The 19167-nt window shown below is 62.8% G+C and carries 17 protein-coding genes; 14 read left to right on the plus strand and 3 right to left on the minus strand.

Annotation, left to right across the window (positions count from 1 at the left end):
* Positions 1-89: 89 nt before the first annotated feature.
* Positions 90-926, minus strand: coding sequence for an oxidoreductase (locus DSM104635_RS14745; RefSeq protein ID WP_323368326.1), 837 nt, complete (start codon positions 924-926; stop codon positions 90-92).
* A 71-nt stretch (positions 927-997) separates the two neighbouring features.
* Between DSM104635_RS14745 and DSM104635_RS14750 the strand changes: the two genes are divergently transcribed.
* The 11 genes from DSM104635_RS14750 (at position 998) to DSM104635_RS14800 (ending at position 12042) form a co-directional block, all read left to right on the plus strand.
* Positions 998-1636 carry a TetR/AcrR family transcriptional regulator gene (locus tag DSM104635_RS14750; RefSeq protein WP_158766935.1) on the plus strand — a complete coding sequence of 213 codons (639 nt, stop codon included), beginning with the start codon at positions 998-1000 and terminating at the stop codon, positions 1634-1636.
* A 30-nt stretch (positions 1637-1666) separates the two neighbouring features.
* Positions 1667-2260 carry a 2-hydroxychromene-2-carboxylate isomerase gene (locus tag DSM104635_RS14755; protein ID WP_158766936.1) on the plus strand — a complete coding sequence of 198 codons (594 nt, stop codon included), beginning with the start codon at positions 1667-1669 and terminating at the stop codon, positions 2258-2260.
* Positions 2257-2955 (plus strand): SDR family NAD(P)-dependent oxidoreductase, encoded by a 699-nt coding sequence (locus tag DSM104635_RS14760; protein WP_158766937.1) that lies wholly within the window; start codon positions 2257-2259, stop codon positions 2953-2955. Before DSM104635_RS14755 ends, DSM104635_RS14760 begins: the two co-directional genes overlap by 4 nt.
* Positions 2956-2960: 5 nt before the next feature.
* The gene (locus DSM104635_RS14765; protein WP_158766938.1) at positions 2961-3434 is read left to right on the plus strand and encodes a PaaI family thioesterase; all 474 of its coding nucleotides are present in this window, start codon (positions 2961-2963) and stop codon (positions 3432-3434) included.
* A complete protein-coding gene (locus DSM104635_RS14770; protein ID WP_158766939.1) occupies positions 3431-4426 on the plus strand; it encodes an NADP-dependent oxidoreductase in 996 nt (331 codons plus the stop codon). The genes DSM104635_RS14765 and DSM104635_RS14770 overlap by 4 nt, the downstream gene beginning before the upstream one ends.
* A 19-nt stretch (positions 4427-4445) precedes the next feature.
* Positions 4446-5315 (plus strand): alpha/beta fold hydrolase, encoded by an 870-nt coding sequence (locus DSM104635_RS14775; protein ID WP_158766940.1) that lies wholly within the window; start codon positions 4446-4448, stop codon positions 5313-5315.
* Between the two features lie 205 nt (positions 5316-5520).
* Positions 5521-6756: a multidrug effflux MFS transporter gene (locus DSM104635_RS14780; RefSeq protein WP_158766941.1), complete on the plus strand. Its 1236-nt coding sequence runs from the start codon at positions 5521-5523 to the stop codon at positions 6754-6756.
* A 36-nt stretch (positions 6757-6792) separates the two neighbouring features.
* Positions 6793-7089, plus strand: coding sequence for a YciI family protein (locus DSM104635_RS14785; RefSeq protein ID WP_158766942.1), 297 nt, complete (start codon positions 6793-6795; stop codon positions 7087-7089).
* A 482-nt stretch (positions 7090-7571) separates the two neighbouring features.
* On the plus strand, positions 7572-8225 hold the full coding sequence (locus tag DSM104635_RS14790; protein WP_158766943.1) for a TetR/AcrR family transcriptional regulator: 654 nt from the start codon (positions 7572-7574) through the stop codon (positions 8223-8225).
* 113 nt (positions 8226-8338) lie between these two features.
* Complete coding sequence (locus DSM104635_RS14795) at positions 8339-10546, plus strand: TonB-dependent receptor (RefSeq protein ID WP_158766944.1); 2208 nt, start codon at positions 8339-8341, stop codon at positions 10544-10546.
* Positions 10547-10563: 17 nt separating this feature from the next.
* A complete protein-coding gene (locus DSM104635_RS14800) occupies positions 10564-12042 on the plus strand; it encodes an AMP-binding protein (RefSeq protein WP_158766945.1) in 1479 nt (492 codons plus the stop codon).
* Here DSM104635_RS14800 and DSM104635_RS14805 read toward each other — a convergent pair.
* On the minus strand, positions 12039-13373 hold the full coding sequence (locus DSM104635_RS14805) for an MFS transporter (RefSeq protein WP_158766946.1): 1335 nt from the start codon (positions 13371-13373) through the stop codon (positions 12039-12041). The two genes, DSM104635_RS14800 and DSM104635_RS14805, sit on opposite strands and share 4 nt — an antisense overlap.
* Before the next feature lie 150 nt (positions 13374-13523).
* On the opposite strand from DSM104635_RS14805, the gene DSM104635_RS14810 reads away from it, so the two are divergent.
* A complete protein-coding gene (locus DSM104635_RS14810; RefSeq protein ID WP_158766947.1) occupies positions 13524-15098 on the plus strand; it encodes an AMP-binding protein in 1575 nt (524 codons plus the stop codon).
* Here DSM104635_RS14810 and DSM104635_RS14815 read toward each other — a convergent pair.
* Positions 15095-15895 carry an enoyl-CoA hydratase/isomerase family protein gene (locus DSM104635_RS14815; protein ID WP_158766948.1) on the minus strand — a complete coding sequence of 267 codons (801 nt, stop codon included), beginning with the start codon at positions 15893-15895 and terminating at the stop codon, positions 15095-15097. The two genes, DSM104635_RS14810 and DSM104635_RS14815, sit on opposite strands and share 4 nt — an antisense overlap.
* Positions 15896-16208: 313 nt before the next feature.
* Between DSM104635_RS14815 and DSM104635_RS14820 the strand changes: the two genes are divergently transcribed.
* The gene (locus tag DSM104635_RS14820) at positions 16209-17378 is read left to right on the plus strand and encodes an NADH:flavin oxidoreductase (RefSeq protein WP_158766949.1); all 1170 of its coding nucleotides are present in this window, start codon (positions 16209-16211) and stop codon (positions 17376-17378) included.
* A gap of 151 nt (positions 17379-17529) precedes the next feature.
* On the plus strand, positions 17530-19158 hold the full coding sequence (locus DSM104635_RS14825; protein WP_158766950.1) for a GMC family oxidoreductase: 1629 nt from the start codon (positions 17530-17532) through the stop codon (positions 19156-19158).
* Positions 19159-19167: the final 9 nt, after the last annotated feature.

Genomic DNA, 19167 nt, shown 5'->3' on the forward strand with positions numbered 1-19167 from the left:
TCAGAGCCCAGTGCCCTGTTTCGTCCTTCCCGGCCCACGCCATGCTTCCGGGCGTTGCCGCTTGTTCCTGGCGCTTCTTGCACACTGAGTCACACAGGCAGACTCATCTCCTTGCGCAGGCTCATGTCGAACAGCTGCGCTGGCATGAGCCGCCGGAGCATGTTGAGCTGATGGGCGTTTTTTCCAGCGAGGTAGCGGGTTTTCGGAGAACGGTCTTGGGCTGCCTTTAGCACGACATCCGCCACCAACTCTGCGCTGTCGCCGGTGGCCGCGAGCTTGCGGAAATACGCATCCACTTTCGCGCGTGCGCGATCATAAAGTGGCATGGGCTGGTCCGGCAGCGTCCTATTCTGTTCAAACGATGTATTCGTGAAGCCCGGCTCAACGAGCACGACGCGGATGCCGAACTCGCGCACTTCGTGGTCGAGAGATTCTGAATAACCTTCCACGGCGAACTTGGTTGCCGAATAGAGCGCCATGTAGGGTGTGGGCACCAAGCCGAGAACAGAACTGATGTTGACGATGCGGCCCTGACCTTGCGCGCGCATCGTGGGCAACACGGCGCGCGTCATCCGGGCGATGCCGAACACGTTGACATCGAATAGCGCCTTGGCCTCTTCAGTTGAGAACTCCTCGGCGCCGCCGGACAAGCCAGAGCCCGCGTTATTGACGAGAAGATCAATGCGGCCGGTCTCGTCGATAACTGATTTGACCACGGCCGCGACCGATGCGTCGTCCGTTACGTCGCCCGTCAGCATGATGACCCCGCTCGGACCCTTGCTGGTTGTCCGGCGGCTGGTCCCGAAAACGGTGAACCCAGCCTTCGCGAGGGCCTCGGCGCTAGCGCGGCCAATGCCGGAGGATGCGCCGGTCACGATCGCTGTCTTTCCTGAGTTCCGTTTCATTTGATCCTCCGAAGCCGGCATCCGGCCTATTGCATTATGCTCGTACGATCATATAATGATCATAATGCAATCGGAAAGGGCCGGAGACGCAGATGCGATACGAAAAGGGTCGAAAGGATGCCTCGCGCACCCGGATCATGGAGGTGGCGGCCGAGCGCTTTCGGAGCGACGGCATCGCCGCGAGCGGCCTCGCCGGCATCATGAGCAAAGCCGGGCTGACCAACGGGGCCTTCTATCCGCACTTTGAATCCAAGGCCGACCTTGTGCGTGAAAGCGTTGCGGCAGCTTTGGACGATCGGGCGAAGGCGATGCACGAGCTGGCGTCCGCTGGCGGACTAGAAGCCGTCATCGCGGCCTATCTCTCGCCGCAGCACCGGGACAGTCCGGGCAATGGCTGCGCGTTGGCGGCGCTCTTGCCCGAACTCGCGCGCCAGCCTGCTGACACGCGCACCCTGTGCGCCAAGAACTTTCAAGCGACGGCGCGTCAGATCGCGTCGGCCTTGCCGCCAAAGACCGAGAACCCAGAGAGCATTGCGATTGGCGTTTACGCGACGCTCATCGGCGCGCTGCAGCTCGCGCGCGCTGCGAAAGGCTCGCCGCTGTCGGACCGCATCTTGGCTGCTGGCGCCGATGCGGCGCGGGCGCTGATCGGATCGCCTCAGTCCGATGGAGGTGCGTCGTCACCGCCGCGGGCGCGAGCCAAGCGCGCGGCGAAGCGCCGTCCCAACTAGGCCGCGCCACTACGCTGGAGCACTCCTCAAATGACGCAGAACATCGAACTCTTTTACGACTTCCGCAGTCCCTACAGCTATCTGGCGTTCACGCAGTTGCGCGAGATGGACATCGACATCGCGCTCCGGCCGATGAGCATCCTCAAAGTCATGGAAAAGGTCGGCAACGTGCCGACCACGATCACCTGCGCCGCCAAGGGCCGCTACGCGCGCGCGGACCTGGCGCGCTGGGCGCGCCGGTACGGGCTTGCGCTAAACCCATCGAACATGCGCGACAATGACGGCGACGCCTGCTCGCGTGCGGTACTGGCGGCGGCTTCGCCCGCTGATGCGGCCGCGATCACGCTGGCGCTCTATCGCGCCGGCTGGAGCGAGAAGAAGACGCTCGCGACGACGGACGACATCGTTGCAGCGATCGCAGCATCGGGCCTCGATCCGACCCTGATCGCCGCGCGGATCAACGCCCCCGACGTGATCGCGCAACTCGACGCCAACACCGACGAAGCGGCCGAGCGCGGCGTGTTCGGCTCGCCCACAATCTTTGTCGGCGACGCAATGTTCTTCGGCAACGACCGGCTCGATTTCGTGCGCGAGGAACTCGCAGGCCTGGAGAAGGCATCATGACCAACAAGAGCAAGCCTCTCGCCCTCGTCACCGGCGTCGGTCCGGGCACCGGCGCAGCCGTCGCGCGCCGCTTCGCCCAAGGCGGCTACCGCGTGGCGATGTTGGCTCGCGATGCGGAACGGTTGGCCGCACTGGAGAAGGAGATACCGGATTCGATCGCCGTGCCGTGCGACGTTGCCGACGCGGCTGCGCTGGAGCGCGCGATTGCGGCGGTCGGCGATCCTAAAGTGGTCGTCCACAACGCCGTGGGCGGCGCGTTCGGCACGTACATGCAGATCGAGCCCGACGTGCTCCAGCGCAATTTTGAGATCAACACGATGGCGCTGCTCCACCTCGCGCGGCTGACGACGCCAGCGATGATCGCAGCGGGCGAAGGCGCGCTGATCGTCACCGGAAACACTTCGGCCCAACGTGGGCGCGCCGCTTTCGCGGGATTTGCGCCGACAAAGGCCGCACAGCGAATCCTCGCGGAATCGCTCGCGCGCGACCTGGGACCGAAGGGCGTGCACGTCGCCTATCTCGTCATCGACGCTGTGATCGACGTGCCATGGCAGCGCCAGCGCCTGCCCGACGCGGCGGACGATTTTTTCATTTCACCCGCCTCTATCGCGGCTGAAGTCCATCATCTCGCGCATCAGCCGCGCGACGCCTGGTCGTTCCTCGCCGAGGTCCGCCCTTTCCACGAACAGTGGTGAGCGCGATGGCCGACCACGCCGAAGGCGCGCTCGACGGCTTGCAACAGCTGCATGCGATGCTCGCGGGCAATCACCGGGCGCCGATGGGCGAGAAGCTTGGCTTCAAACTCGTAAAGGTCGAGCGCGGCCGTGTGGAGTTCGAAGGCGCACCCGACCGCAGCGTCTACAATCCGCTGGGGTCGGTCCACGGCGGCTATGCAGCGACGTTGCTCGACAGCGCGTGCGGCATAGCAGTGCATTCAGAGCTTGAGGCCAATCGCGGACACACCACGCTGGAACTCAAGGTTTCATACTTGCGTGGCCTCAGCGAGCGCAGCGGGACGGTGCGCGCGACGGGTCGCGCCGTTTCGGTCGGGCGCCGCGTGGCGTTCGCGGAAGCCACGCTTCACGACGGCGAGGGACGGTTGTGCGCGACCGCCACATCGACACTGCTCGTATTCGAGATCGAACCCAGCTCGAGCGGAAAGAAAATTCCATGAAGGCGTTCATCCTCGATCGCTATGGGAGCGCGCTGCGCTTTGGCGATATGCCGGAGCCTGAGCTGCGCGACGATGAGGTGCTGGTTCAAATCCACGCTGCTGGCGTCAATCCGGTGGATTCCAAGATCAGAGACGGCGAGTTCAAACTCATTCTGCCTGCTCGGTTGCCGCGTATTTTGGGCAATGACCTGGCCGGTATCGTGCTTCGGGTCGGCGCGCGTGTGCGGCGATTCAAGCCCGGCGATGAAGTCTATGCGAGTGCTCCGACTGAGCGCATTGGCGCCTTCACGGAATTGATCGCGATCCAAGAAGGCGCTTTGGCGATCAAACCGAAAAACCTCACCATGGAAGAAGCGGCGTCCATCCCGCTGGTCGGCCTTACGGCATGGCAGGCGTTGGTTGAAAGAGCCAACTTAAAGGCGGGCCAGAAGGCGCTCATCCACGCGGGCGCCGGCGGCGTGGGCACATTCGCGATTCAGCTCGCGAAGCACCTTGGCGCGACCGTCGCGACGACAACGAGCACGGCGAATGTCGAACTGGTCAAAAGCCTCGGCGCGGATGTTGTCATCGATTACAAGAAGGATGCCTTCGAAGCGATCCTGCGCGACTATGATGTCGTCTTGAATAGTTTGGGCACGGACACGCTCGAGAAATCTCTGCGCGTGCTGAAGCCCGGCGGAAAACTCATCTCAATCTCGGGTCCGCCCGATCCCGCTTTCGCGAAACAGATTGGTGCGAGCTGGCCTTTGCAATTGGTGATGGGCCGCTTGAGCGCTCGGATTCGCAAGCAGGAAAAATCTCACCGCGTCGAGTATTCCTTTCTGTTCATGCGCGTGAACGGCGATCAATTGCGCGAGATCACGTCTCTCATCGAAGCCGGCGTCATCCGCCCGGTCATCGACCAGGTCTTTCCGTTCGAACGAACAAACGACGCCCTGGCCTACGTCGAGACCGGACGCTCCAAGGGCAAAGTCGTCATCAAGGTGAGATAGGACTCAAAGGAGGAGAGCAATGAATACGACCACCAAGCAGATATCCGGCTCAAGCGATGCGTGGAAGAGAGCGCCGACCAAGTTTGTCGATGTTGGCGGCACGCAATTCGCCTACCGGCAACTCGGCCCGGACAACGGCGTGCCGGTGATCTTCCTCAATCACCTCGCGGCTGAATTGGACAGGTGGGATCCTCGTGTCGTCGACGGCATCGCCGCGAGACGCCGCGTGATCGTGTTCGACAACCGAGGCGTCGGCTTGTCAGAAGGATCGGCGCCCACATCGGTGGAGGCAATGGCGCGCGACGCAATCGCCTTCATTCGTGCTTTGGGTTACAAGCAAGTCGATCTGTTCGGCTTCTCACTTGGCGGCTTCGTCTCGCAAGTGATCGCGCTCGAAGCGCCAGAATTGGTGCGGAAGATCATCCTGGCGGGCACGGGACCCGCTGGCGGAGCGGGCATCGACCAGGTGACGTCGTTGACCATTCGCGACATGATCAAGGCCGGCCTCACCTTCAAGCATCCGGAATACTATCTCTTCTTCACCGGCTCTCCCAACGGCCGAAGATCGGCTCGCGACTTCCTGCAACGCCTGAAAGAGCGCGCCGCCAATCGCGACAAGGGGGTCTCAATCAAAGCGTTTCGCAACCAGTTGAAGGCAATTCACGCGTGGGGCGTTCAAACGCCGTCCGATCTGTCGCGTATTCGCCAGCCGGTGCTGGTGGCGAATGGCGATCATGACAGGATGGTGCCGAGCGGCAATTCGGTCGATCTGGCGCGTCGGCTGCCGAATTCCGAACTCGTCCTCTACGACGACGCGGGACACGGCGGAGTCTTCCAACACCACGGCGCTTTCGTGAAGAAGGCCTTGGAGTTCTTGGAGGCAGCTTGACTTGGGCTTTGCCTGACTAATCGGGCGCACCGCGTGGGAAGCGTTTGAGCGGCCTCGTGGTGTCCTGGCGTCCGGCTTCGTCAACGCCCCACCGGCGGCGCGCTATCGAGCCTGACGTGTACGGCGCCGGCGTCCTTCCGACCCTGAGGCCATTCCTCGACGCTTCCGCCATCTCACCAGCCGTTGCCAAGAGCGTTTCGCATCGATGACAAACTCCATCACTTTGCATTCGTCAGCCAGTTCGGCGGCGCGCTTAACGCCCGCTCTGGTGACGTTGCTTGCCTGCCTGGCTGCGCTTGGCGCTCTCTCCACCAATATCATCCTGCCCTCGTTTCCAACGATGGCCGCCGATCTTGGCGCGACCACGCGCGAGTTAGGCGTGACGGTGAGCGGCTTCTTGCTGGCTTTCGCGCTCGGTCAAATCGTGGTGGGTCCATTGTCGGATCGCTACGGACGCAAACCGTTCGTGCTAGGCGGGCTCGTGGTCTTCGTTGCTGGCAGCGTCGTGGCGGCCAGCGGTGACAGCCTCGGGCTCGTTGTCGCGGGGCGTGTCATACAGGCGCTCGGCGTTTGTGCGGCGTCAGTCCTGTCGCGCGCCATCGCGCGGGACTTGTTTGACGGCGCCGCACTGGGACGCGCGCTCGCGTTTACAATGGTCGCGATGGCGGCAGCGCCAGGCTTCTCCCCACTGCTCGGCGCGGCGATCGACTCAACGCTTGGCTGGCGCGCATCGTTTCTGTTTGTTGGCGCGCTTGGTTTTCTAGTCGCGCTGTTCTATGGCGCCGCTCTGGGAGAGACCAATCCGCCCGCGCGCCGATCCTCAGCGCGCTTCGCCGATATCGTCGGCGCGTACGGGCAATTACTTGTCAACCCGAGCTTTATCCCGCCGGCGCTCAGCGTCAGCCTCATCGTGGGCGGATTGTACGCCTTTTTCGCTTCGGCCCCGGCAATCCTGATCGACGACATGCAGCTCGACACCATTGAGTTCGGCATGTTTTTCGCCGCGACCGTTTTGGTCGTGTTTGGCTCCGGCATGATCGCACCGAGACTCGCGAAGCGTTTCGGTCAAAAGCAAATCGCTCTCGCGGGCGCGGTCATCGCGCTGGCGGGCGCCATAATCTTGCTTGCGTCCGGCCTGGCTGACTTCGGTCTCGCGGGATTCGCTGTCGCCATCACCATCTTCCTGCTTGGCATGGGGATGGCGAACCCACTTGGCACGGCGATCACGCTTCACCCGTTCGGCCATCAAGCCGGGATCGCCTCGGCGCTGCTCGGTTTCCTGCAAATGGGATGCGCGGCCGTCGCGATAACGTCCGCAGCGCTGTTTGCGACAACGGCGGCAATTGCTCTGGCAATTGTGTTGCTTGTCTCGACCGGCATTGCCGTCGTGTTCTTCATGGCCGCGCCCAACGACCGACAAGAAGACCACCATGACGCTTAAGTGTCGAAGCCCATCACTTATCGGAGGATACAGCCGATGAAATGCTATCTGTGCAAGTACATCCCGCCGCGCGCGGACTTCCTCGCAACCATGACTGCGGAAGAACGCGACTGGATGAAGCAACATGGGGCCTTCTTGGATGAACTCCTCGAACAGGGATTGATCGTCGCGCATGGGCCCGTGGCCGATCCAAATGGCGGCTACGGCGTGTCGCTGTATCGGATCGCAGATGATCAGAATATCGAGGCGATAACCTCCAACGATCCCATCGTTAGAAATGGCGCCGGCCACTACGAGCACCATCCAATGCCTCATTTGAGGACGCGCGACTAACACACTTGCCTGTTGCCAAACTCATCCAAGAACAGAAAGTGGAGCAACGCGACGACCCATTCCGACGTTAGTGCGCCTTCCATGCCGAGCGGGTGGTCGACCCAATGGACGCGCCGGCACGCTCTTTTCACCGCGCCGCGTTCTCCACGATTTCCTTGTCGACGCCTGCGCTGGCGCAGGACTGAGGGCTGGCTCCGCGCCCAATCGCTTCGGTGACGTTGGGGGTCGTAAGCTTGCCTATCGGTCCGTGGGCGAGGGCAAACCTACCGTGCTCGCGCATCGCTTTCGCGGTGGGTGCCATTCTCAAGCGTGAGGCCCCGCCGGCTTACCTGAATGAGGCGCTTGGAGCCTTTGCCCGTGCGCTCCGAGGCCGAGCGTTGATGCCGCCCCGACCGCAGGCGCTCTCGCGAGACGCGCGTCTTGCGAGAGCGCGTGAGGCGCCGCATACTGGCTTCGTCCTTTGAACGGATTGCGAGTTCGCGTTGAAAGTCTCAGGCGCCAAGCGCAAGGCCCTTCCACAAGACCTGCCGGCGCGAACCAAGCGCGACGAACAGCGCGACGCCACGCGTCAAGCGCTGAAGGCGGCGGCGCGTAAACTGTTCCTCAACGGCGAGTATTTCACGACCAACGTGCAGTCGATCGCCGTCGAAGCCGGCGTGACACGGGCCACCTATTATCTCCACTTCCCCACGAAGCAGGCGATCCTGTGGGAGCTGCTTCGTGAGGAGATCCAACGCCAGCGGGGGATGTATCTGCGTCTCGCCGCGCTCTCTGAACCGTCGATTGCTGACGTGCGCGACTGGCTTTCGCATTTCGCCCGGGCGACGCAGCGCAGCCGCCGCATGATCAGCTTTTCGCAGATGGCTGTCGGCCTGCATCCCGAGCTGATAAACGTCTTCTCCGAGGCGCGCGACGAACTCCTCGATATTCTGAGCAACGCGTATCCGACGCTGCGGCGTTCCGAGACGCGTGGCGCACGCGTGAACCCAAAGCGCATCGAAGGTCACCTCCTCATCATGCAGATCGACGAGGTTTGCCTCAATCTCGCGCTCGGCGTTTGGCCGCTCGACCGCCAAGCAAGCATCGATTTCCTCGCTGCGCGCGTGGCGGCGTTTCTGGCGAGCCTCGATCAGTAGGCCGCGTCCATCGCATTCGCGATAACGACTTTTCGCAAGACAGCTGTCTTGTCAATGCGTCTCGCAATGCTACCGTCTGAGATAACGAGAAAACGACATGGGAGGATTATGAAATGGCTGGCGAAGCCTGGCGCATCATGTTGTGCGCGACGACACTCTTTGCGGGATTGGACACCGTCGCCCTCGCCCAATCGGCGGCTGAGGAGGAAGACATCGTCGTCACCGCGCGCCGGCGCGAAGAGGCGCTGCAATCCGTCCCGATCACGGTAACCGCCTTCACCGGCGAACAACTGCGCGAGCAAAGCATCTCGACAACGGAAGAGCTCCAATTCCATACGCCAGCCTTGCAGGTCGTCGGCACGACGTACGGACCGTCCGTGCCGAGCTTCACCATTCGCTCGCAACGCCAGCTCGAGCCGATCATTACGCAGGATCCCTCCGTCAGCATCTATTTCGCGGACGTGGCGCAAGCTCGCCCACACGGCGTCAACGCGTCCTTGTGGGATCTCGATTCAGTGCAGGTGCTGAAAGGCCCGCAAGGCACTCTGTTTGGCCGCAACACGACCGGCGGCGCCATTCTGATTACTCCGGCGCGGCCCGATCTTGAGGCCTTCGGCGGTTACTCGGCGCTGCGGGTCGGCGACTACGACATGCTGGGCGGCACGTTCGTCTTCAACGTGCCCTTGAGCGACGAATTCGCCGTCCGAGTCGGCGCCAACGCCGACACGCACGAGGGCTACAGCACCAACGTTCTCACCGGCGAGAAGCTCGACAACCAGAACGCCTACTCTTGGCGCCTCTCCGCGCTGTGGCGCCCCACGACGACGTTCGAGACGCTGTTCATCTATTCCGCTTTCGAAGACATAAATAATGGCGTCGCGCAAAGATTGACGGCCACCCGCCTCGCGTCGCAGGCGGACGACCTCGCCCGCGCGCAGGCGTTGGATTTCCACGAGTTCGAAAGCAATCTCGATCCGCGCTTCGCCAAGGCGCAATCCTCGAACCTGGGCAACATCACGACGATTGACCTCTCCTCCACGCTCACGTTCAAGAACATCGTCGGGTATCGCAGCGTCAGCGCTCATACGTCGGAAGACACGGACGGCTCGAGCGAGGCGATTTTTGAATCCTTCTACGAACTCGACGCCGATCAATTCAGCGAGGAGGCGCAACTTCTGGGGCGTGCGCTGGACAACAGGCTCGATTGGATCGTGGGCGCCTATTACTTCCAGGAAGACGGCAACGATATGCAGGATTCGCTGCTGTTCGGCCTCCGGCACAGCGAAGCGAGCGCCACCAACACGTCTTACTCGGTCTATGCGCAGGGTACTTACGACACGCCTTGGCTCGAAGGCCTCTCCTTAACGGCCGGCCTGCGGCAAACCTGGGACGAGCGCGAGATCACGGCGCGGAACCGAACCAATGGCGTCTGCCGCATCCTCACGGCCAATATCGGCGGCGTACCGATATCGCCATGCGAGAAAACCGTGTCGACGGAGTTCGACCAACTGACCTGGACGCTGACGGCGGACTACCAGGTCAATGAGGACACGCTCCTCTACGGTACGGTGCGCACTGGTTATCGCTCCGGCGGGTTCAACCTCCGCGCCGGCATCCCGCGCGAATTCGAGCCGTTCAGGCCGGAAACCGTGACGGACTACGAAATCGGGCTTAAAGCGGATTGGTCACTCGCCGGCGCCCCGGTGCGGACCAATCTCTCCATCTACTACGATCAGTACGAGGACGTGCAGCGCACCAATTCCTTCATCGACCCCGACATTGGCGCCTTCACCACCATCGTCTTCAACGCGCAGCAGGCCACGATCCAAGGCTTCGAAGCCGACGCAACCATCGAGCCGATCGAAGGGCTAGAGCTGCGCGCCTATTATTCTTACTCGGACGCCTCCTATGACGAATGGCGCCTGCCCAACGGCGTCGATCTCTCGGCCAACCAATTCTCGTTTGCGCCCGAGCATTCCGGCGGCGGCTCGATCCGCTATGAATGGCCGCTCGGCGGCGACATGGGGCAGATAGCGGCGCAGATCGACTATTTCACACAAAGCGAAATCCAGTTTACCGACGTCAATGAACCGACAGGCGTCGGCGCGGCTTACGAACTCTGGAACCTGCGCGCCGATTGGAACGATCTTGGCGGCCAGCCCGTCGATCTCTCTCTCTTCGTCAAAAACGCGCTTGACGAGGAATACCATCCGGCCGGCAATACCACCTATGTCTCCGTCGGCTTCAGCAGCGGGTTCCTCGGCGCGCCGCGCACGATTGGCGCGGAATTGCGCTACCGCTTCGGCGCGGAGGCCGACTGACGGGTTGAGCTAGCATCATGAAGCGTCGCGAGATCACGCTGCCGCCGCAGGACGCCGTGAAGCTGCCCATGGGCGTGCTGCCGGCTTATCATGCGGCGCGCACGCCCAAGGCCCCCGCGATCACGGTGGATCACCACACCGTCACGTTCGGGGAGCTTGAAGCAAGCGCCAATCGACGCGCCCGCATGATGGCGGCGCGAGGCGTTGGTCAAGACGATCTGGTGATGTTGTCGGCGCCGAATGGGCTTGCGTTCTACGAAACGGCATTCGCCGCTTGGAAGCTCGGCGCGTCGGTATGCCATGTGAACGCGCGGCTTCCCGATCCCGAATTATCGGCGATCGTGGACCTCGCGCGCCCGAAACTGATCGTCGGCGCCGCGCCGGCGGGCTGGTCGACGGAAACGCATCTCCTCCCCGATGCGCCCGTCGACCAGAGCCTGTCTCCAGAGGCGCTCGAGCCGAGCGTCGCACGGCACTGGAAGGTGTCCACCAGCGGCGGATCGACGGGGCGGCCGAAGCTCATCGTCGATCGCATGCCGAGCCTGTGGAGTCCGGAGTTCGGATCACTTGGCCAAAGACCGGGCGACGTCACCGTCAATCCGGCGCCGCTTTATCACAATGCGCCCTTTGGGCTCATGCACGTCATGCTCTTCATCGGCGGCCACGTCGTCGAGATGAAGCGCTTCGAGCCGTGCCGCATGCTGGAGCTTGTCGCGCGCTGGCGCGCCACCTGGCTCTATCTCGTGCCCACGATGATGCACCGCATCTGGCGGATTGCGCCTGAAAAGCGCGAGCGCCACGACCTCTCCTCGCTCGAACTTATCATTCACATGGCGGCGGCGTGCCCCGTCTGGCTGAAGGAGAATTGGATCGATTGGCTGGGGCCGGATGTGCTCTGGGAATTGTACGGCGGCACCGAAGTGCTCGGCGCCACGATCATCAACGGCCGCGAGTGGCTCGAACACAAAGGCTCCGTCGGCCGGTTGTGGATGGGCAAGGGCATGAAGGTGCTCGATGAGCGCGGTGACGAATGCGCGCCCGGTCAGATCGGCGAAATCTATTTCGACGTGAGCGGAGGCCAGCCCTATGAGTATGTCGGCGCCGAAGCCCGCCGGCGTGGCGATTGGCAATCATTCGGCGACATGGGTTATCTCGACGCGGACGGCTACCTCTACATCGCCGACCGCCGCACTGACATGATCATCTCCGGCGGCGCCAACGTCTATCCGGCGGAAGTGGAGGCCGCGCTCGAAGAGCATCCGAACGTCGGGTCCAGCGTCGTCATTGGCTTGCCTGACGACGATCTTGGCCATCGCGTGCATGCGCTCGTCGAGCTTGCGCCGAACGCCAAGGCGGATGCGCACGGGCTCAAAGTGTTCCTTGCGACGCGCATCTCTGGCCACAAGATCCCGAAGACGTTCGAGTTCACTAGCGAACCGTTGCGTGATGAGGCTGGCAAAGTGCGCCGTTCGGCGCTCCGCGACGAGCGGCTCTAGCTCCAGGCCTTCGCCGCATCGACGGCTTCGCGCAATGGCTTCATGCCAAGCGCCAGCAGCAGCGCGGCTATAGGCGCGAGCAGAGCGACGCTTGCCGCGATGGCGTAGCCTACGGCAGCGGCATCTTTGAACACGAAGTCGGTGAACATGGCCACGACCAGAGGGCCGAGCCCCAATCCCATCATGTTGAACACGAAGAGATAGAGCGCAGACACCTGGCCGCGCATATGGCTCGGCGTCACGATCTGCAGCGCCGCGGACGCGACTCCGGAAAACGGCAGCACGAACTGCAGCAGCGCCATGAGCACGAGGAAGATAATTGCATCATCGACGAAGAATGCACCGACGCCGATCGTGAGCGGCACGACCATGGCGAACGCAAAATAGCGCAAGTGCGCATCCTTACGCCCGGCCGCGAACATGCGATCGACCATGAAGCCGCTGAACAGGCCGCCTGGGATCGCGCCTAAGAGCAATACGAGCGCCAGTGCGCCACCAACATTACCAGGAATCCAGCCGAAATGACGTATGAGGTAGCTCGGCGTCCAGGCGCCGACACCGTAGCCGATCATGGAAAGGCAGCCGAAACCGACGAAATGGCAAGCAAACAAACGCCAGTGCGATCTCAGAAACGCGACGAGCTCCGCGAATGAGCGCTTGCCGCCACCAGCGGGAAGGTCGCGTCGCCGCGGCTCGTGCATCGCGAACGCAGCAAACGCCAGGACCAATCCGGGTAAGCCCGTTACGATGAACACAGCTTGCCAGGGTCTCACATCGCCGATGAGCGGCAGCCGTACGAACGCGGCGTCACCGATTGCGGTGATGATCCAACCGCCGACGGCGACAGCGACCGCCGTGCCGATCGTGGCGCCAAGGGCAAACACGGCGATGGCCAACGCCAAGCGTCGCGGTGGAAACATGTCCGCGATCAGCGAATACGCGGCCGGCGAAAGCGCGGCCTCGCCCGCGCCCACCCCGAGGCGTCCGACGAAGAGCTGCAGCCAGTTCTGCGCGAAACCACAGGCGCTCGCGGCCAGCGACCAGATCGTCACGCCACCAAAAATCACCCACCGCCGCGACACGCGATCAACCAGCCAGCCAATCGGAAACCCGAAAATCGCATAGAACGCGCCGAACGCCAGACCATGCAACAAACTGATCTGGAAGTCGGTGATGCCGAGATCGCTGCGAATCGGGTCGACCATCAAAGAGATGACCTGCCGATCTAGGAACGAGACAGTGCATAACACGAGCAGGATCGCGACGGCCGGCCATCCGGTAAGACCGGCCACGCGCGCCCGGCCATCGCTAACTGTGCTGTCCTGCGCCATAGATCGCCGCCTTCGCTTGAGAGCGACGCAAATGCTAGTGCAATCGCGTGTCATACGGGCGCCGACGCTCTTGTCATCGAATAGGCGATTGCCGCGTACGGCCACCACGCGACACTTGATTTTCGCCCTGGCGGCGTGAACCAATTTCGTATGACCAATTGTCCAACGCCGCACACATGGCTCGCGGACGCACGCTCGCTCTATCACGCATTCGAGATGGCGGCCGATCGCTTTGGAGAGCGGATCGCGATCATCGACGGCGATGAACGGCTTACTTGGCTTGATCTTCGGCGCGAGAGCTGCCTCGTCGCGCGTGCCCTGATGGGGTCAGGCGTCGCGCGCGGCGATCGCTGCTGCATTTGGGCCGCCAACCAAGCGCGCTGGATCGTGACGGCGCTTGGCTTGCACGCCGTCGGCGCAACGCTTGTCCCAGTCGGCGCGCGGCTCAAGGCGCGCGAAGTCGGCGACATCCTACGCCGCACGCGCGCCAGACTCTTGTTTTGCGATCCGGGGCTTGTCCATGACGAGTCTATCGACGGCGGTGACGACCTCAAGGCGATTGTCGCCTTCGGCGGCGCGGACGACCACACTTTGTCGTGGGCGGAATTCCTGCTCCGCGCCGAAACCGTCACCGAAGCGGATCTCGACGGTCGCATCTTGGCCGACGCGCCGGATGATTTAGCCGACATCCTCTTCACCTCAGGCACGACTGGCGTTCCCAAGGGCGTGCCAATGACTCACGCGCAAAGCCTCATCGCGTGCGCGCAGCAGCAGCTCTGCGTGTCGCGATTCATCGCGGGCGACGTGTTCGCCGTCGCCTATCCGTTCGCGCACAACGCGGGCTATCGCGCCGGCTGGCAGGCGGGACTGCTGTTCGGCGCCACGGTTATCGCCGTGCGCAACACGAAGGCGATCGATTTTCTGCGCCTCATCGACGAGGAGCGCGTCACCATCCTGCCCGCCGTGCCGACAATCCATCAGGCCATGCTGGCGCATCCCGATCGCGCTCAGTTTGATCTCTCCTCCATCCGGAACGTTTCAACGGGCGCGACCGTCATCCCGGTCGAACTCATTGCCGACATGCGCGTATTCTATGGCGCGGAAGCCGTGTCGACAGGCTACGGACTGACAGAGGCCGCCGGCTCAGTCAGCCACACCCGCCCGGGCGACAGCGCCGACGTGATCGCGACGACGACAGGTCGCCCGCTCGACAATCTCGAAGTGAAGCTGGTGGACGCTTCGCACAACGAGGTCCGGCGCGGCGACGCCGGTGAGATCGCGGTGCGTGGGCCTCAGATCATGCGCGGCTATTTCGAGGATGCCGAAGCCACACGCGCCGCCTTCACCGAGGACGGTTTCCTGCTCACAGGCGATGTCGGGAAGTTCGACGCCGCAGGCAATCTCAAGATTACCGATCGCATCAAGGACATGTTCATTGTCGGCGGTTTCAACGTCTATCCGGCAGAGGTCGAAGCGCAGATCCGGCGCATGGACGGTGTGGAAGACGTCGCCGTGATCGGCGTGGAGGACCATCGCCTCGGCCAGGTCGGCCACGCCTTCATCGTCCGCGCGGCGCGCTCGACGTTGGATGAAGCCGCAATCATCGCCTGGTGCCGCGGCGCGATGGCGAACTACAAGGCGCCGCGCAGCGTCACCTTTCTTGACGCACTCCCGCGCAACGCAACCGGCAAAGTGTCAAAAGCGGCGCTACGCGTTCCAGGCTAACCGCGCCATTTGGGCGGTCGCTGCTCGCGGAAGGCAAGCGCTGCTTCGTCAACGTTGCCAGTCATCGCGCACAACACTTGCGTGCGGTTCTCCAAGTCGAGCCCACCGGCCAATGTCGGCGTTTCGAGATTGCGCCAGATCACTTGCTTGCTCATGCGGACGCCGAAGGGTGAGAGCGCCGCGATCTGCCGCGCAAGCTCGATCGCCCGCGTCAACAACGCCTCCTCCCCGGCGATTTCGCTGACGAGCCCGATGTGGTGGGCCTCCTCTGCAGTCATGGTACGTCCGGTAAGCAACATCTCGAAGGCGCGGCTCGAACCGACCATGCGCGGCAACAACCAGCTCATGCCGGCGTCGCCGGCTGAGGTTCCGACCTTCACATTGGTCGCCGCGAAACTTGCCGATGGCGACGCGAGGCGAATATCCGCGGCGAGCGCCAACGCAAATCCGCCGCCTAGAGCCGGCCCGTTCACCGCCGCGATTGTCGGCTGAGGGAGGCGCGACCAGCCGGTGATCATGGCCGCGAAGGCTTCCTGGGAGCGCATGCCGTTGATCACCGGCCCGGCGCCGTCATGGTCCAAGGTCGTGGCGCTTTCTTTCAGATCGTAGCCCGAGCAAAAGCCGCGCCCGGCGCCAGCAATCACGATCACACGCGCGTTGTCCGCCTTCGGCAGGCGATCCATCGCCTCGTCCAACGCCGCTATCAGATCGGGGCTCAGCGCATTTAGCCGTTCCGGCCGATTGAGGCGCAACACGATCACGCCCCCGCCCTCGTCGCGCCATTCCAACACGCTCATGGCTACACTCCACGCCTCCACGCGGGGCAAGCTTGCGCTGAAAGGAGACCGCTCCGTCAACTGGACGGCGGGTCATTTCGCCCTGCCGATATCGCGCGGGAAGGCTGTGACGATTGGCTGGTTGTTCATTTGCAGGTTCATCGGCGCTGCTCCATCCCCGCGGCTGAGCAGACGAAATTCGTGCGTCGTTCAGAAGCCCGACGACGGACCGCTAGACCTGTGAGGGATATGGGCAATCGTGGACGCGATGCCTGCGCGGGAAGGCAGCGGCTCGGGTTTGACGTGGCTTGGACCGTCGTCATGGTGATTGGCAATGTTGACCTCCGCCACAGCCGCCCAAGCGAATGAGAGCCCGCTCTTCGGCGCATTTGACGCTGGCCATCTGCGGCTCTCCAACCGCGTCGTCATGGCGCCGATGTCGCGCTACCTTTGTCCCGATGAGGCGCCGCACGACGCCGTCGTTGAATACTACCGCCGCCGCGCGGCTGCAGGCGTTGGCCTGCTGATTAGCGAGGCGACCTACATTCCGCACGCGTCGGCGCATTCCTACGAGAACGTCCCACTCTTCTATACCGGTGCGTCACTCGCGGGATGGAAGCGCGTCATCGACGCCGTCCACGGCGAAGGCGGGCGCATGTTTCCCCAACTCTGGCACACTGGAAGCTTTCGCCAGATTGGCATGAAACCCGATCCCAGCGTTCCGGGCTTTGATGCGTCCGAAAATCTCAACGCCTTCGAGCATACGACCCATCAAACCAAGGCCATGACAGAAAGCGACATCGCCGATGTCATCGCGGCGTACGCAACCGCGGCGCGCTCCGCCCAGCAGATCGGCTTCGACGGTGTCGAACTGCACGGCGCGCATGGCTATCTGATCGACAGTTTCTTTTGGTCGGAGACCAACCGGCGCACCGACAATTGGGGCGGGGACATTGCGCAACGCACACGGTTCGGCGTGGAGGTCGTGAAGGCGATCCGGCAAGCCGTGGGGGCGAACTTCCCCGTGTCGTTTCGCTGGTCGCAATTCAAGCAGCAGAACTATCGCGCCAAACTGGCCAATTCTCCAGAGGAGCTGGAGAGATTCCTGCATCCGCTGGTGGACGCCGGCGTCAGTATTTTTCACGCTTCGACGCGCCGTTATTGGGAGGCGGGATTCAAGGACCTATCGCCGCTCACACTCGCGGGCTGGACCAAGAAGATCACAGGAAAGCCCACCATTGCGGTGGGCAGCGTCGGCCTGGGCGGTGTTGCATCGACAGCCAAGACGTCTCCAACCCACGTCGACAGCACGACCATAAATTTTGCCGACGCGCCCCTGGACGGTGTCGAAAAGGTCGAAGAGCTGCTTGAGGGAGGAGAGTTCGACCTCATCGCTGTTGGCCGCGCCCTGCTCGCCGATCCGGAATGGGCGCTGAAGGTGAAGGAAGGACGGCTCGCCGAGCGACGACCCTTTGCCAAGGAACTCCTGCGCACGCTGGAATAGCCTGTGTCAACAGATCAGTTCGCACATGCGATCATTGGGCGACCGCCGCTGGAGCGCGGGACGGCGGCTGCGGATAAAGATGTTCGTTATTCGGAAAGGCGCGCGCGTCCAATGGACGACGTCAAGCATGTGCTGATCGGAGCGCGCCCAGATGCGTGAACTGGGCGGTTTCGACTATATCATCGTCGGCGCCGGCTCTGCGGGCTGCGTGTTGGCGAACCGCCTGAGCGCCTCTGGCGGTCACAAGGTGTTGCTACTCGAAGCCGGCGGACGCGACACCAATCCGTGGATTCACGTCCCGCTTGGCTACGGCAAGCTCTTCCGCGACAAGTCAGTAAACTGGCTGTTCGAGACTGAGCCACAGGCGGAGCTCAACCAGCGGCGCATCAGCCAACCGCGTGGGAAAGTGCTCGGCGGCTCGAGTTCGATCAATGGCCTCGTCTACATGCGCGGCCAGCGCGAAGACTATGATCAGTGGCGCCAGATGGGCGCGGTCGGGTGGTCGTTCGACGATGTGTTGCCCTACTTCCAGAAGGCGGAACGGCAAAGCCGAGGCGGCGATGATTATCACGGCGTGGATGGACCGCTGCCGGTTTCAGATCAATCCGAGCCACACCCGCTGTGCGACGCCTTCATCACCGCCTGCGAACAGGCAGGCCATCCTCGCAACGACGACTTCAATGGCGCCGTACAAGAAGGCGCAGGCTATTACCAAACCACGTCGCACCGCGGCGTGCGCGTCAGCGCCGCGGTCGCTTATCTTAATCCCGCTCGCGGTCGCCCAAACCTCACGATCGTCACGAACGCGCATGCGTCGCGTATTCTGTTCGAGAGGCGCAGAGCAACGGGTGTTGAATGGCGGCGCGGCGATGAAACGTGGCGGGCGCAAGCGGATGGCGAAGTGATCTTGAGCGCTGGCGCGATCGGATCGCCGCACCTGATGCAGATTTCAGGCATTGGGCCGGCGGCGTTGTTGAAGTCACGCGGCGTTGCGCCGCTCCACGACGTTGTTGGCGTCGGTGAGAACCTGCAAGATCACCTGCAAGTGCGGATGGTGTTCGAGTGCACGCGTCCGATCACATTCAACGACGATCTCGCCAGCCCGTGGCGCACAATGCTGGTTGGGCTCCGCTACGTGATGCAGCGACGCGGCCCGCTGACGGTGAGCGCCGGCTACGCGGGCGGCTTTTTCCGCACCGATTCCGCGCTCGCTTCGCCTGACATCCAAGTGCATTTCATCAATTTCAGCACGTCCAAAATGGGCGACGCACTGCATCGTTTCTCGGGCTTCACAGCATCGTCTTGCCAGCTGCGCCCGGAGAGCCGCGGTTACGTCCGGCTTAAGAGCGCCGATCCCTTCGATGCGCCGGCAATCAATCCGAACTATCTCGGCACGGACGGAGATCGCCGGTCGACGGTTGCTGGCATTAAACTCTTGCGCCGAATCATGCGCGGGCCTGCGCTGGAACCGTTTGTGAAACTTGAACGGGAACCGGGGCCGGATGTCGAGAGCGATGCAGAAATCCTGGCGTATTGTCGCCAAGCGGGGTCCTCACTCTATCACCCCACGTGCACGGCGCGCATGGGCGAAGATCCCGGCGCCGTGGTTGATTCACGACTGCGCGTTCGCGGACTGGACAAACTTCGCGTCGTGGACGGTTCGATCATGCCTTTCGTTATTTCCGGCAACACCCACGCCGCGATTGTCATGATCGGCGAAAAGGCGGCGGACATGATCCTGGCGGACGCGACGCGCGCAAATACCGCGCACGCGGCCTGAGAATGGAAT

The sequence above is a fragment of the Terricaulis silvestris genome (genome assembly GCF_009792355.1).
GTDB classification, from domain to species: Bacteria; Pseudomonadota; Alphaproteobacteria; order Caulobacterales; family Aquidulcibacteraceae; genus Vitreimonas; species Vitreimonas silvestris.